At 57.4% G+C, this 14,423-nt stretch carries 8 protein-coding genes; 6 read left to right on the plus strand and 2 right to left on the minus strand.

All coding sequences use genetic code 11. The features are described from left to right. The first annotated feature begins 858 nt into the window (after positions 1 to 858). The 4 genes from dctA (at position 859) to I6F17_RS25765 (ending at position 6,731) form a co-directional block, all read left to right on the plus strand. The gene (gene dctA / locus I6F17_RS25750) at positions 859 to 2,181 is read left to right on the plus strand and encodes a C4-dicarboxylate transporter DctA (RefSeq protein WP_225124680.1); all 1,323 of its coding nucleotides are present in this window, start codon (positions 859 to 861) and stop codon (positions 2,179 to 2,181) included. Positions 2,182 to 2,904: 723 nt separating this feature from the next. Then, a complete protein-coding gene (locus I6F17_RS25755) occupies positions 2,905 to 5,577 on the plus strand; it encodes a PAS domain S-box protein (RefSeq protein ID WP_225124681.1) in 2,673 nt (890 codons plus the stop codon). Further along, the gene (locus tag I6F17_RS25760; RefSeq protein WP_225124682.1) at positions 5,574 to 6,257 is read left to right on the plus strand and encodes a response regulator transcription factor; all 684 of its coding nucleotides are present in this window, start codon (positions 5,574 to 5,576) and stop codon (positions 6,255 to 6,257) included. Before I6F17_RS25755 ends, I6F17_RS25760 begins: the two co-directional genes overlap by 4 nt. 87 nt (positions 6,258 to 6,344) lie before the next feature. Further along, the gene (locus tag I6F17_RS25765) at positions 6,345 to 6,731 is read left to right on the plus strand and encodes a response regulator (RefSeq protein WP_035999163.1); all 387 of its coding nucleotides are present in this window, start codon (positions 6,345 to 6,347) and stop codon (positions 6,729 to 6,731) included. A gap of 869 nt (positions 6,732 to 7,600) precedes the next feature. On the opposite strand, the gene I6F17_RS25770 is transcribed toward I6F17_RS25765, so the two are convergent. Both I6F17_RS25770 and glmS read right to left on the minus strand, forming a co-directional pair. Next, a complete protein-coding gene (locus I6F17_RS25770; protein ID WP_225124683.1) occupies positions 7,601 to 8,425 on the minus strand; it encodes an Effector protein NopP in 825 nt (274 codons plus the stop codon). Between the two features lie 611 nt (positions 8,426 to 9,036). Next, entirely contained in the window at positions 9,037 to 10,863 is a 1,827-nt protein-coding gene (gene glmS, locus I6F17_RS25775; RefSeq protein WP_035999107.1) for a glutamine--fructose-6-phosphate transaminase (isomerizing), read from the minus strand. Between the two features lie 1,241 nt (positions 10,864 to 12,104). On the opposite strand from glmS, the gene gmd reads away from it, so the two are divergent. Together gmd and I6F17_RS25785 are read left to right on the plus strand one after the other, a co-directional pair. Next, complete coding sequence (gmd, locus tag I6F17_RS25780) at positions 12,105 to 13,190, plus strand: GDP-mannose 4,6-dehydratase (RefSeq protein ID WP_035999104.1); 1,086 nt, start codon at positions 12,105 to 12,107, stop codon at positions 13,188 to 13,190. Then, positions 13,171 to 14,217, plus strand: a complete 1,047-nt coding sequence (locus I6F17_RS25785; RefSeq protein ID WP_050991968.1) for a GDP-L-fucose synthase — start codon at positions 13,171 to 13,173, stop codon at positions 14,215 to 14,217. Before gmd ends, I6F17_RS25785 begins: the two co-directional genes overlap by 20 nt. Positions 14,218 to 14,423: the final 206 nt, after the last annotated feature.

Genomic DNA, 14,423 nt, shown 5'->3' on the forward strand with positions numbered 1-14,423 from the left:
ATTTGTCATCAGCAATTCCTGTGCCGGGTGCGAACAGTGGCAGCTCTATGCTCAGCGAGAGAAATTCGCGTGGACGGCGACGTCACTTTGGAGTGGACCTAACACTCTGTTAGGTTTCCGGCACCTTTGTTTCCGAGCAGACAGCGAGACGGCCCTGCAACGAAGCGTTAGAAATTGTCAGCCGAAGAGATGCCTGTGTGGTTGGTCGACGGCTCGCCGCGCCAGTAGTGGAGCGGACCGCAGGAAGCCGGCCGTTTGGCAGCAACACGAACGGATAGCCGAGAACTCGTTGTAAGCTGCTTCTGCGACGGCGCAAAAGGCGCGAGGGGCCGCGAGCGAAGCCGGCCTCGTGACCGCCCTGGCCAATGCGGATCGTCAGCACAGGCCTGGAGACAAATGGCTTTTACGAACAATCTTGTTTTCCAAGCCGCGCTTCCATCCGGCAAATGCGTGCAATCCAAACTATCGATTTTACCGATGCCACGTGTTGTTGCATCGATCTCAGCACTGTGTGCATATCGATCACGCTAAGGCTCCCAGTCGAGACGTAACTCCGCCAATGTGCGCTACGCTGCAATTATTTTGTTCGACCTTGCGAATGCGGTCCGCGCTCGACTCAGCCAATGCGCCCAGGCAGACGACTTGTCCACGACTAATCAATCGGCCGCAGTTTAGGCATCTGGTGCATATCTTGCTTAACGAGAATGGACAACGTAACTACACGCCTGCCTTTGGAAGGACGCGCCGGCTCCCGGAACCGTCTTCAATCGGACACGGCTAAAATGATGAGTCTCGTATGACGCTGCCGCCTCTGAAGCGCGGCGGCTCACATTCGAGTATATTCGGGAAGGAAGCGTCATGACCACCATGGCAACTGCGGCGCCTGTACGCGCGTCGCAAGCTTGGTATAAGATACTCTACGTTCAGGTGCTGATCGCGATCTTTATGGGCGCCGTGGTCGGCTGCCTCTGGCCATCTCTAGCCACCAACGACTGGATTAAGGCTCTCGGTGACGGGTTCATCAAGCTCATCAAGATGGTGATCGCGCCGATTATTTTCTGCACCGTCACATCTGGTATTGCGCATATTCAGGATGCGAAGAAAGTTGGATCCGTCGGCCTCAAGGCGCTGTTCTATTTCGAGATCGTCTCCAGCTTTGCCTTGCTGTTGGGCCTTGTTATGGGCAATCTCGTCCAAATCGGCCATGGCCTTGCGGTCAAGCCGGATGCTGCGGCGGTCGCCAATTACGTCAAGCAGGCGGAAGCTTCGAAGACCGTCGACTTTTTTCTCAACATCATTCCCGATAGCGTGGTCGGCGCCTTCGCTCGCGGGGATGTTCTGCAGGTTCTCCTGTTCGCGATCCTTTTCGGCTTTTCTTTGATGGCTCTGGGAAAGCGTGGGGAGCGGCTGCGCGGCATGATTGACGACGTCGCGCACGCAGTGTTCGGCGTAATCGCTATTGTAATGAAAGCCGCCCCGGTCGGCGCCTTCGGCGCCATGGCGTTCACGGTCGGCAAGTTTGGGCCGGCAGCACTCGGTAATTTGATCGGCCTGATCGCGCTGTTTTACGCAACTGCCGCGCTGTTTGTTGTGGTGGTGCTCGGCCTGATCGCGCGCCTCGTCGGCTTTTCAATTTTCAAGTTCCTCCTCTATATCAAAGGCGAGATTCTGATCGTGCTCGGTACTTCGTCCTCCGAAAGCGCACTGCCGCAATTGATGGAGAAGCTCGAGCGGCTGGGCTGCTCCAAGACGGTCGTCGGACTGGTGGTGCCAACTGGCTATTCCTTCAACCTCGACGGCACCAACATCTATATGACACTTGCAACATTGTTCATTGCCCAGGCACTCGGCGTCGATCTCTCCTTTAACCAGCAGCTGACGATCTTGCTTGTGGCAATGCTAACGTCGAAGGGAGCAAGCGGCGTCACCGGCGCTGGCTTCATCACCCTCGCTGCGACATTGTCGGTGGTAAACCCAGCGCTTGTGCCGGGCATGGCAATCGTGTTTTCGATCGACAAGTTCATGAGCGAGGTGCGTGCCCTGACCAACATCATCGGCAATGGCATCGCGGCCGTGTTCGTATCCTGGTGGGAAGACGAGCTAGAGCACGGAACGCTGCAGGCTCGGCTCAACCAGCCCGCAGTTTCGACCACTATCGACCCTACAAGCACAATGAAGTAGGTCCCCGGATCTTAACCGCCACCAGCCGAACCCGAATTGAATGCAAGATTCACACTTCTTGTACTTCGAATCGGCCAGGCCAAGTTAAGGCAAGCCGGCACTTTCTCGTGCGCTCTCCAGTGCACAGCTCTTGCTCCCGCGTCGCGGCCAGGCAGCTCCCCCTGAAAAGCACGCGATCAAAGAAGTGCGGGCTTCTTCAGGGCGCCTCTTTGCCGGTCAAGGCTACCGTCCACCTGAATGCGGCGAGTCGCCCACGGCACCGTCGGCTCGGTATCATGTCGGCGCTCGATCCCACCGAAGCCAATTGGAGACGACCTCCGCAGCTAGGCTGATGGCCTAATCGCCAAGTAGCACTCGCGCAACTTGGCCTTCCTGTCTCAACACATGACGGTTGCGCTTTCCTCCGCAGGACCGACTGTGCCGGCGAGATGAGTGGTTCGCCCGCTTATTTCTGCTCGTCAGGCTCGAGCGACTGCCGTAAGGCCATCGTCAAGGGGAGCAAAGCAGACGTTTCAGCTTCGACTGCCGCACGGTCAGCGACCCCTCATCGAAAAGTTTAGGACAACTATACGTACGTTTATGATGCGTTTTTTCCCCGCACGTGCTGAGTTCGGCCGCAGGTGATCAATCTCGGACACGCTCGATCCAAGCGTCGAGGATTGCCCCATTTTTGCCTAGAATGCTATAGCTCTCCCGCCGGAGAACAGGCCGGACGGTCTCAAAATGTCTATCCAGATCAGCAGTCTTAAACGTTCAGCCCCTCAGTTGACCTTCGGCGGTATAACGCTAGCCGCTGTTACATTGAGTTGCGTATACCTTAATGCCCATTTCGCCGCGACGGCGTTCGCCTATTTGTTAGTAGTCTTGCTATTCTCGTTGATGGGCAGCTTCATCGCGTCATCCGCGCTTTGCATCATGGCAATCGCTGCTCTCGCATACTACTTTGCGCCGCCCGCGTTCAGCCTACAAATCGATGACCCCCGCGATCCTCCAGTGGTTGTCGCATTCTTTATTGTCTCGATCGTAGGAACGTACTTGATCGGAAAGCTCCGCCAGGAAAGAGAGGCTGCGCGTGTGGCTGCGGTCAAGCTTCAGCGGAGTGCGGCGGATTTGGAGGATCGTGAAAAACGGTGGCGAGCAATCTTCGAGCACAATCCGGCCATGTACTTCATGGTCGATGAAGCCGGCACTGTCCTTAACGTCAATACATTCGGCGCGACCCAACTCGGCTATGCTCCTGCAGAACTGATCGGCCACTCCGTGCTCTGCATATTTCTTGAGGAGGATCGCGCATTCGTTCACAAATGCATTCGGGCGTGCCTTGAGGATATTGGACAATCGCGCACGTGGGACGTCCAGAAAGTCAGGAAGGACGGCTCCGTATTGTGGGTACGTGAAAACGCCAAGGCCATGCTTTGGGCCGACGACCGGCCCATTGTCCTTATCGCCTGCGAAGATGTCACGGAGCGAAAGCAGACGGAACTTGCCCTGCAGCGGAGCGAAGCGCATTTGGCTCAAGCGCAGGAGTTGAGTCATACAGGCAGCTTCAGCTGGAACGCCACCACCGGCGAGGCGTTCTGGTCAAAGGAGACATTTCGGATTTTCCAATTAGATCCTCAAACGACTCCCTCGCCGCAGCTTGTCGTTGATCGCACTCACCCAGATGATCGGGCTTCGGTTAAACAGGTTATCGATGGAGCGATGCGGGATTTGAGCGATTTCGAGCACGAGTATCGATTGCTGCTACCAGACGGCTCTGTGAAGCACATCCATGCGAAGGCACGACTCACGAGAACCGCTTCTGGTGAAATCGAGTTTGTCGGGGCAGCTACCGATATTACGGCAGCGAGGAGAGCAGAACAGCAGTTGCGTCGCAGCGAGGCCTATCTGGCCGAGGCCCAGCATCTCACCCACACAGGCAGCTGGTCCTGGGACGTCCATGGTCTAGATTTCGTGTATCGCTCCGCGGAAGTTGATCGACTGTTTGGCTTTAACCCACAAGAGCCGGTATCGATAGAGACCATTCGCTCGCGCATCCATCCGGAAGACTTGCCGCGGTTACAGGAGGTGCAGCGCCAGGCGAGAGAAAAGGAGCAGGAGCGGTTCGAATATGACTTCCGTGTTCTTCTGCCAGATGGCGGGATAAGGCGCATACACTCCGTTGCGCATGTTGTCGTCGCTAGCGATGGTAAGATCAGCGAGCTGATTGGAACACATATGGATGTCACCGATCAACACGCAGCTAGGGAACGCCTGGAAAACACACTTGTCGCGCTGCGCGAAAGCGAACAGCGCTTTCGCGACTACGCCGAGACAGCTTCCGACTGGCTCTGGGAGACCGGTCCAGATCATCGGGTCACTCGCTTATCCGAGCACACCAGCACTGCAGGAATTTTGGCCACAGGATTGATAGACCTGCTTCGCTGGGAGATCGCGTGCGACGTCGAAGACGAGCCCGAAAAGTGGCGGCAGCATCGGGCGACGTTGCAGGCGCATCAGCCGTTTCGGGATCTCGTCTACCGCACAGTGAATAGGATGGGATCTCCGATCTACGTCCGCACGAGTGGCAAACCTTTCTTCGACGGAAACGGCAATTTTCTGGGCTACCGTGGCGTCAGCACTGACATTACAGCCATTATTCGCGCCGATCAGGCCGAACAAGACCTGCGAAAGGCACAGGCGGAGCTTGCCCATGTGACGCGTGTAACGACGTTAGGAGAACTGACAACCTCCATCGCCCACGAGATAAACCAGCCACTCGCCGCTATTCTCACGAACGCCGATGCGTGCCTCGGATGGATGGCTCGCGAAGCTCCTGATCTTGCCGAAGCGCGCTCTTCAGTGGAATGGATCATCGAAGACGCGATCCGGGCAAGCGAGGTGATCCGTAGTGTTCGCGCACTCGCGAAGAAAGGCGAGATTGAGATGGTGCCGCTAGACATTAATGATGTCGTCAGGGACGTCATTGCGCTGGTAACACGAGAGCTGGTGAGCCACCGGGTGACGTTGCGAACCGAGTTGACGGCCGTGCTGCCTAGGATCCTCGGTGATCGAATTCAGCTACAACAGGTGATCATCAATCTGGTAATGAACGGAATCGAGGCGATGGACGCAATTACAGACCGGCCGCGCGAACTTCTGATTCAATCATCCAAGGACGATCTGGGGCGCGTGCAGCTTGCCGTGGCCGATTGCGGCGTCGGGATCGCTGAGAAGGACGCTGACCACGTCTTGGATCCCTTCTTCACCACCAAGTCGAGTGGCCTTGGAATGGGACTTTCGATCTGCCGTTCTATCGTGGAAGCTCACGGAGGGCGGCTATCGTTTCTTCAGAAAGATGAACCGGGCGCGACCTTCCAGTTTGTACTGCCCGTGCATAAGGAGGCCATCCAGTGACAGGACCATTTGACTCGCCAGGTGAGGGTAGCAGTGCGGAGGCCTCGACGAAGGCGATCGTCTTTGTCGTTGAGGATGACATCTCCGTGCGCCGCTCGCTTACTAACCTTTTTAAACAGGTAGGATTGGAGGTCGTTGCGTTCGGATCGGCCCGGGAAATGCTGCAGAGCACAATTCCGGACGTCACAAGCTGTCTAGTTCTTGATGTCCGGCTGCCAGGCCTGAGCGGCCTCGAATACCAGACCGAGCTGGCCAGGTTGAACATACACATCCCGATCATTTTCATCACCGGTCATGGCGACATTCCCATGACCGTCAGGGCCATGAAGGGAGGTGCGGTCGATTTTCTCAGCAAGCCCTTCCGCGATCAGGAACTGCTTGATGCTGTGGTTGCGGCGACCGAACGCGATCGCAAAAGACGGGAAGCTCAGCGAACCGTCGCGAACCTGCAGTCTTTATTTGAGACCTTAAGCCCGCGAGAGCAGGGGGTGATGAAACTGGTCACGGCCGGCCTGATGAACAAGCAGGTAGCCGCCGAACTTGGGCTCGCCGAGATTACCGTCAAGATCTACCGGGGTCACGTAATGAAAAAGATGCGTGCCCGGTCGCTCGCCGAGCTGATCAGAATGAGCGAGACGCTGGGGCTTCGTGCAAATCGTCCTGAACAAACGCAAGTATGATTTTACAGCTTCATCTCTCCAGCCCATCTTTGGCCGAAGGTGGCTAGTGCTTTGGCAGCCGCTATTCCCGCGTCAGGAGGGCTCATCTTGTCCACGCCTTTGATTTCCGTCGTTGACGACGACGCCTCAGTCCGTGCGGCGACAGGGAACCTCTTAAAATCGCGTGGCTACCTCGTGCAGATATTTGCTTCGGCCGAGGCGCTCCTGCAGTCGCCGCAATTGAACGAGATATCCTGTGTCATTACCGATGTGCAGATGTCGACGATGAGCGGGCTGGAGCTGCTGGAACAGATGCGGACGCGTGGTTACGAAGCACCTTTCATTTTCATTACCGCTTTTCCCAGCGAGCGTGTGCGCACGTCAGCCCTGGACGCGGGAGCAATTGGCTTCCTCGCCAAACCATTTGGCGGACAAGAGTTACTTAAGTGCCTCGACAGCGCACTGAAGGCACCTGGCGCCCGGGGCGATATCTGATTCCAACCTGCAGCTTGAGTTCATGTCCGATCTAAACGCTCGTGGGCGACAATCACGCCACCTTGCAACGTCTTCGCAGTCCGAACCCGGGCTTACTGTAAATATGCTAGCGGCCAGCAATTTCTTGCCCGTCCACGCTTTACGGATATGGGAGGCTGCAGAACAGACTATCCTGCGAGAGACGCTGGCACGCCAACTCGACTGATTCCACGCCAACGCTCATCGTAACGCTGACCCAGAGCCGTCGTTGCGCTAAAGCACTTCTTAGCTCCATCTGGAGCGAGGCTATATATTCCATTGCAGAGTGCCGAGATGGCCCGGCAAGCACGAGATTGGCTGTGCAGCCCCACGGCGGTGACGATGACAATGGAGCTTCGCTCAGCAGCGGCCCATGTATTGGGTATCCCTCTTCTGGTGAGAGCGTTCTGCACTATGCTCGTGCTCACCGCATCGTTACGTCCGTTGACGCTTGCGGGGCCCGGCTTGTCCGTTGGGCGGCCATTCGCTGTACATTGTTGCGACTGACTATCGTCAGGCGCCCACGCCATTATTTCTTCGCAAGCTTCATCTGCGGAAGAGTTGTGGTCCCAGCCGTCCAACGTGCTGGCGCCACACGTGCCGGCCCCTCGGCCGGCCCCGGGGTCACAACAGGTCGTCGCCGCAGGCGAGCATTCTCAGCAATAGGCTTGTACAAGAAGCCCTACTTCCCAGGCGCGACAATCAGCAACTGCTAAGCCAAAGGAGAACTGAGGAGAGAGCATTCTGAGTCAAACGAGGAACTCTGAGCTAAACGCCGACGCCGCCGCAGAGAAGTGCGGAGCAGGCTAGATCGATTTCTTCCACGAGGCCAAATGCCGGTAATTCCATGGTCACATGAAATCATCCTCATAATCGTATGTTGAAGCACTCGCTGGCATCTCGACTTTACGGTCTTGGCTGTCGTCAGCTTTGCGAAGATACCGCGAAGCGGTGCCTTCTCGCTGCCACTTGCCGTCGCCATTCCTCACCCACTTGTCTGACTTCACTGGGTCGAGAACCATGTTATCGGCGTCAACCTCAACGAACCCCATCTTTGCAGCACGGGCTCTTGCCTCCGGATTAGCCGGACGCAAATTCAGCAGTGGCCGTTCACCGGCCATTCCAAGTTGATGCTCGAGCAGAATATCGCCGGCGTTCTCGACAAGCGGATGAACGACCTGGAGATCTACAGTTCCGGTCGTCCCAGGTCGCCCGGGAAACAGCTCCTGCCACTTTTCCACGTCGAAATTCGTCATGCTGTCGCCCCCTTCCATTCGAAGAAGACCGACACTCTTGTTTCCTAATTGATAGCTGAAGTATCGCGCATTTACAGAATCTTGAGTTGTTCCATACTCCTCAGCAACCTCTGCAGTTCGCGCCGCTTTCTGAGAGACGAAGTCCGAATATTCTTGTGGGTTATCGGCGATTTTCCTGATTTCGTCGCTGTGATAGCCCTCTGCTGCTTTTCTGAACGACCTCTTATCGATCTCTACGACAGGCGGGCTTGAATCAAGCCAATAGGGCCGTGCTGCCGAAGACGAAGTGCCGCTGGAGTTTGGCGGGGCTAAGCGCAGTTGCCGAAACGCATCCGCGAAAGTGTCTGCGTCGTTTTGCTCATCAGCCTCGTCAAGGGGAGAGGATGTGAAATAGGACGAGCCATTGATCCGATTATACATGGCAATTGGTACTCCGGTCAGACATGCAGTTTCCACGTCTAGTTCAGGCTTGCTAGGCCATGCGGCGCAGATAGGGACTCGGGCTTACCAAAACCTGACGTGATGCTGCTGGCCGCCCTCACGTTAGCGGACACAGGACCTGCTTCTAATGGAACGGCGGCGCGCTCGCCCATTGCCATTCACTAGGTCGGATGAGAAGCGAGCAGTGCGAGGATCCGCCTCCGTTGGGAACGGTCGATTGACCATTCACCTGCGGACGCCAATCAGATCCTTCCCATAGATCGCGATACTATGCAGAACGGCATTGTAGAGCGCGTGCTTCATGACGACTGCATCGCGACCGTTCAATCCCAGCATACGGCTTGGAGCGTCATTAGGCCAACAAGCCTGGAACTCTTGGCATCCTGTGGCGGATTGCAACGCCTCCTGAACGGCTTCGCCAGCACATTGCAAGCCCAGAGGCATCCCGCGCCGCCGCTAGGGTGACCAATCCTAGTACACCAAGGCGGGCTGACGGTAGTATCGGTTGAGGTTGCACGACCGCACGGCGGCTACCAGCGACTTCGGATTGGGAACTCGTCGAGATCCATCTCGATACCAACACTGCAGCCTCATTCCACAGTGACCGATTTTGCGAGATTACGCGGCTGATCGACGTCCGCGCCGCTTACGACGCCGGTATGGTAAGCCAAGAGCTGGACCGGAATGGCATAGACCATCGGCGTAAAGCTTGCGACCATTGTCGGCAGAACGATGGTCACGAGCGTGTCCACCGTCGCTTCCGAAGCGCCCTTCGCATCGGTGATCAGGATGATCTTGCCGCCCCGAGCCGCCACTTCTTGCATGTTCGAAATGGTCTTCTCGAAAACGCCGTCGTAAGGTGCGATCACCACCACAGGCATAGCCTCATCGACGAGTGCGATCGGCCCGTGCTTGAGCTCGCCGGCGGCATAACCTTCTGAGTGGATATAGGAAATTTCCTTCAGCTTGAGCGCGCCCTCCAACGCCAGAGGCGCCGATGTGCCACGACCGAGGTAGAGTGCGGCCCTAGCGGCGGCGATATAGCGCGCGAGCTTCTCAATCTGCGGCTCGACCAACAAGGCCGCAGCAATCAACCGGGGCATCTCGATGAGCTCTTGCACGAGCTTCGATTCATCGATTTCAGACAGCTTGCCTCGCTCTCTCCCTGCTGCGATGGCAAGCACCGCCAGTACCATCAGCTGGCAGAGGAATGCCTTGGTGGAAGCGACGCCGATTTCTGCCCCCGCCAGCGTCGGCAGAACGGATTCGCTCTCGCGCGCAATCGTCGACGTCGGGACATTAACGACAGATATCGTGTGCAGGCCCTGGCCCTTGGCGTATCGCAACGCAGCTAGTGTGTCGGCCGTCTCGCCCGATTGCGAGATGACGATCGCGAGATCGCCCCGGCGCAGAGGCGCCTCCCGGTAGCGGAACTCAGAGGCTACATCTATCTCGACAGACAAACGCGCCAGCCGCTCGAACCAGTATTTCGCGATGTGGCCAGCGTAGCTTGCCGTGCCGCACGCAGTAATTGAAATGCGCTCAATGGAATTGAAGTCGAACGGCAACGCGACCGGCAGCGCTACCCGTTTGGCCGCCACATCGAGATAATGCGCCAATGTCTTGCCGACAACTGTCGGCTGCTCGTGGATTTCCTTAGCCATGAAGTGGCGATAATTCGCCTTGTCCGCAAGGAGAGACGATACATCAGACTTTGATGTTTCTCGTGGGACGACAGAGCCGTCTGTACCATAGATCACGCACGTCGCGCGTGTAAGCACGGCCCAGTCACCGTCCTCAAGATAAGTAATGGTATCGGTCAAAGGCGCGAGCGCGAGCGCATCAGATCCTAAGTACACTTCACCGTTACCATGTCCGATCGCAAGGGGCGACCCTTTGCACGCACCGATCAAAAGGTCGTCGTGCCCCTTGAAAAGGAATGCCAACGCGAAGGCACCGCGCAAGCGCGGCAACGACGCCTGCACCGCATCCTGCGGTGAGTAGCCATTTTTGAGGTAGAATTCGACGAGATGCACCACAACCTCGGTGTCCGTCTCTGAGTAAAACTCGGCTCCATTTCGTTCCAGCTCCGCTCGCAGCTCGCGGAAATTCTCAATGATCCCGTTATGCACGACCGCGACATTATCCGTCGCATGCGGATGAGCATTGCTCTCGGTCGGCTTTCCATGAGTCGCCCAGCGGGTGTGACCGATGCCGCTTTGACCTGCAGGGGGACTGTAGCTCAACTGCTCCTCAAGGTTTCTCAGCTTACCTTGAGCGCGGCGGCGCTCGATACGGAGACCTTCGAGAGTCGCGAGACCCGCTGAGTCGTAGCCTCGATATTCCAGTCGCCTGAGCGACGCGACCAACTGCCCAACGACCGGACCACGTCCCAAAATGCCAATAATTCCACACATATTATCCATGCAGCCCAAGTTCGAGGAGTCCGGCGTCCGCGCTATAGGAGCCCCGTGATAGAACTCGCTTGCCCGATAACAACGGGCTTCAAGTTCGGAATCTTCCGCGGCCGTCTTTATCGCATCCCCATTCGCCCGCGTGATTTAGATCTCTTTCAGCCATCATTGTTCGTCGGCTTCATTCCACCCTTTAGCTAGCTAGTCGAATGACGCTGCGACGGGATCGCCAACGCCGTGACCGCCTGGACGAGAGCCAAACGTGCAGTAGCGCCTGCACGGCGACGTCCAGCTTGGCACAAACAGCCTCACCCTTACTGATGAGCCACCTCACGACTCTCACTTCTAAGTCTCCAAAAAGAAATGAGCAGCGATACTGGCCTACCGGATGAAGTTGATGCGGCAACAACTGCGTCGATGCTCAGGATCGACTCCTAGATAGGGGTCACGTTTCGTCTCGGCTTCTCTCCATTTCAGGCAGAAAAAAGAACGCTGCCCACATCCTCTACATGGTCTGCTGGTGATATACCTGCGCAGCAGCTCTAGCTTGAATTGTCCAGTTCTCCCGGGAACAAATTTCCGGCGCGGGCTTTAAGAGACTTGTCATACTCGGACTGAGGCAACTTACGTTCGGTCAAGATTAAAAGATCGGCGTCGAAGCTCCATTGTACTAACGTAAACTTTCGATATCGAAACGTTCGACGGTCTATACCAACGTTTGCCAGTCCCTTTGTCTTGCATCGGCTGTGCATCGCCTACTGCAAACCAGCTATTAGGGAACGGCGTGGATTATAATTTTATACCGACGATAAGACGGGTTCTTCTATTCGGAAGCCGCACCCCCCCCGCTCCTCTGCGCCCCGATGAGAGCGCGCGGATCCATACATGCTCGTCAGGATCGATGAGGCTCACAGATGGACGGCATCTGTCTCCTTGGCGACATAGGCAGGCGGCAAGCGCGCCCGGGCGGGCGTACCGGCGCTTACAATTCATCTCACCTGCCTCGGATCATCGCCGTTGCGACGTCGCCTGACTTTCATCTCTGAAGATCGATGTGTTGGCATAAAACAGTCCACTTATAAATCAATGTATATGGTGTGTATTCCTACGCGATGTGTATGACAGGGGCTAACGATCGCGCTCCTTGAGTTGACGGTGGAGCGCGCGTGCGCATCTCGAACTTTCGGGAAGCGGCTTCGCAATGTTCTCAGAGCGAACTCTTTCCGTCGCAACTAAGCGAGATCATGGTGGCTCACAATTCTAAACGGCGCGTTGCGCTGATCACCGGCGTCACCGGGCAGGATGGCGCATATCTCGCCCAGCATTTGCTCGGTCTTGGCTACACCGTGCATGGGATCAAGCGCCGGTCGTCCTCCTTCAACACAGCGCGCGTCGATCATCTCTACAAGGACCGGCACGCCGGAGATGTGCCATTCCTAATGCACTATGGGGACATGACGGATTCGTCCAACCTGATCCGGCTCGTGCAGCAAATTCGGCCGACCGAGATCTATAACCTGGCCGCACAGAGCCACGTCCAGGTCAGTTTCGAGAGCCCGGAATACACCGCCAATGCCGACGCGATCGGTGTGCTGCGCCTGTTGGAAGCTATCCGCATCCTCGGCATGGAAAAGGAGACGCGCTTCTACCAAGCCTCGACCTCCGAGCTTTACGGCCTCGTGCAAGAGGTGCCGCAGAAGGAAACCACGCCATTTTACCCGCGTTCGCCCTATGGCGTCGCCAAGCTCTATGGCTACTGGATCACGGTGAACTACCGTGAGGCGTACGGTATGTTCGCGAGCAACGGCATCCTGTTCAACCACGAGAGTCCGATCCGCGGCGAGACTTTCGTGACCCGCAAGATCACCCGCGCCGTCGCCGGCATCGAGGTCGGCCTCGAGAACAAGCTCTATCTGGGAAATCTCGACGCCAAGCGCGACTGGGGCCATGCCGGCGACTACGTCGAAGGCATGCACAGGGTCCTGCAGGTCGACGAACCCGGAGACTTCGTGCTTGCGACCGGCCAGACGCGGTCCGTCCGCGAGTTCGTCGAGCTAGCGTTTGCCGAGGTCGGGCGCAGAATCGAATGGCGGGGCAAGGGCGCCGAGGAGATCGGCGTCGATAAGGCTTCTGGCAAGACCCTGGTACAGGTCGATCCGACCTATTTCCGTCCGACCGAGGTCGATCTCCTGATCGGGGACGCCAGCAAGGCGCGCGCGAAACTCGGCTGGACGCCGAAAACGTCGTTCTCGCAAATGGTGAAGGAAATGGTCGCCAGCGATCTCGTCCAAGCCAGACAGGACGCAGCAAATGGCAAGCGCGGCTTTTGAGCTGAAAGGCAAGACGGTTTTCGTCGGCGGCCATCGCGGCATGGTCGGCTCGGCGCTGATGCGCCGGCTCGCACGCGAGCAGGTCGATCTCTTGACGGTGTCGCGAAGCGAGGTTGACCTGCGTGACCAGGCCGCGGTGACTGCCTGGTTTGCAGCGAAGAGGCCGCAGGCCGTGTTCCTCGCCGCTGCCAAGGTCGGCGGCATCGTCGCAAACAACACGCTGCGCGCCGAGTTTCTCCACGACAACCTCGCAATATCGAGCAACGTGATCCAGGCGGCCCATGCCAACAGATGCGAGAAGCTGATGTTCTTCGGCTCCTCCTGCATCTATCCACGCCTGGCGCCGCAGCCGCTGCGAGAGGATTCGATGCTGACCGGCCCGCTGGAGCCGACCAACGAGCCCTATGCCATCGCCAAGATCGCGGGCATCAAGTTGGCCGAGGCCTATCGCAGCCAGTACGGCGCCGATTTCATCAGCGTGATGCCGACCAATCTATACGGCCCCGGCGACAATTATCACCCGGAATACAGCCACGTCATGGCCGCGCTGATCCGCCGCTTCCACGAGGCCAAGATTGCGGGCGGCAGCAACGTCGTGGTGTGGGGTACCGGCAAGCCGCGCCGCGAATTTCTCTACGTCGACGATCTCGCTGACGCCTGCATCCATTTGATGAAGACCTATTCCTCGCCAGAACCGGTCAATATCGGCACCGGCGAGGACATCAGCATCGCCGAGTTATCACTCATGGTTGCGGCCGCCGTCGGCTTTCGCGGTGAGATCAGCTTCGACACGTCGCGCCCAGACGGAACGCCGCGCAAGCTGCTCGATGTCAGTCGGCTGTCCGGGCTCGGCTGGCGCGCCACCACCTCGCTCAAGGAGGGCATTCAGCTGGCATACCGCGCGTTTCGCGCTGAGAGCGATCAACGGCACAAGTGTGATCGGCTTGTTCACGAAAAGGAAGCCTGCATCACGGATCAGAGCAACCCCACCAACGATCCGAATGGCAGGCCGAGCCATTCGCGATGATTGGTAGGTCCACCTTTTTATCAAGAGAGCACCCATTGTCTTTTGCCCCCTCCGCGAGGTCGAGCTTGGTTCCGAAGCCGTGAATAACCGGCGCCGTTACGCCTGAGCAGCCAGCAGCGGACCACCGAAGTGTTCTTCGCCGAGCAGATGAGGCGCCCTGCTCCCGAAGATCTCGATGTCCCAGGAAACGTAAAACGGTCCTAGGC

The sequence above is a fragment of the Bradyrhizobium sp. NBAIM18 genome (assembly GCF_020193825.1).
GTDB classification, from domain to species: domain Bacteria; phylum Pseudomonadota; class Alphaproteobacteria; order Rhizobiales; family Xanthobacteraceae; genus Bradyrhizobium; species Bradyrhizobium yuanmingense.

Bases quoted from the DNA above. Each gene is read 5' to 3' on its own strand.
- dctA (WP_225124680.1), top strand. From the start codon at position 859: ATGACCACCATGGCAACTGCGGCGCCTGTACGCGCGTCGCAAGCTTGG.
- I6F17_RS25755 (WP_225124681.1), top strand. From the start codon at position 2,905: ATGTCTATCCAGATCAGCAGTCTTAAACGTTCAGCCCCTCAGTTGACC.
- I6F17_RS25770 (WP_225124683.1), bottom strand. From the start codon at position 8,425: ATGTATAATCGGATCAATGGCTCGTCCTATTTCACATCCTCTCCCCTT.
- glmS (WP_035999107.1), bottom strand. From the start codon at position 10,863: ATGTGTGGAATTATTGGCATTTTGGGACGTGGTCCGGTCGTTGGGCAG.
- gmd (WP_035999104.1), top strand. From the start codon at position 12,105: ATGGTGGCTCACAATTCTAAACGGCGCGTTGCGCTGATCACCGGCGTC.
- I6F17_RS25785 (WP_050991968.1), top strand. From the start codon at position 13,171: ATGGCAAGCGCGGCTTTTGAGCTGAAAGGCAAGACGGTTTTCGTCGGC.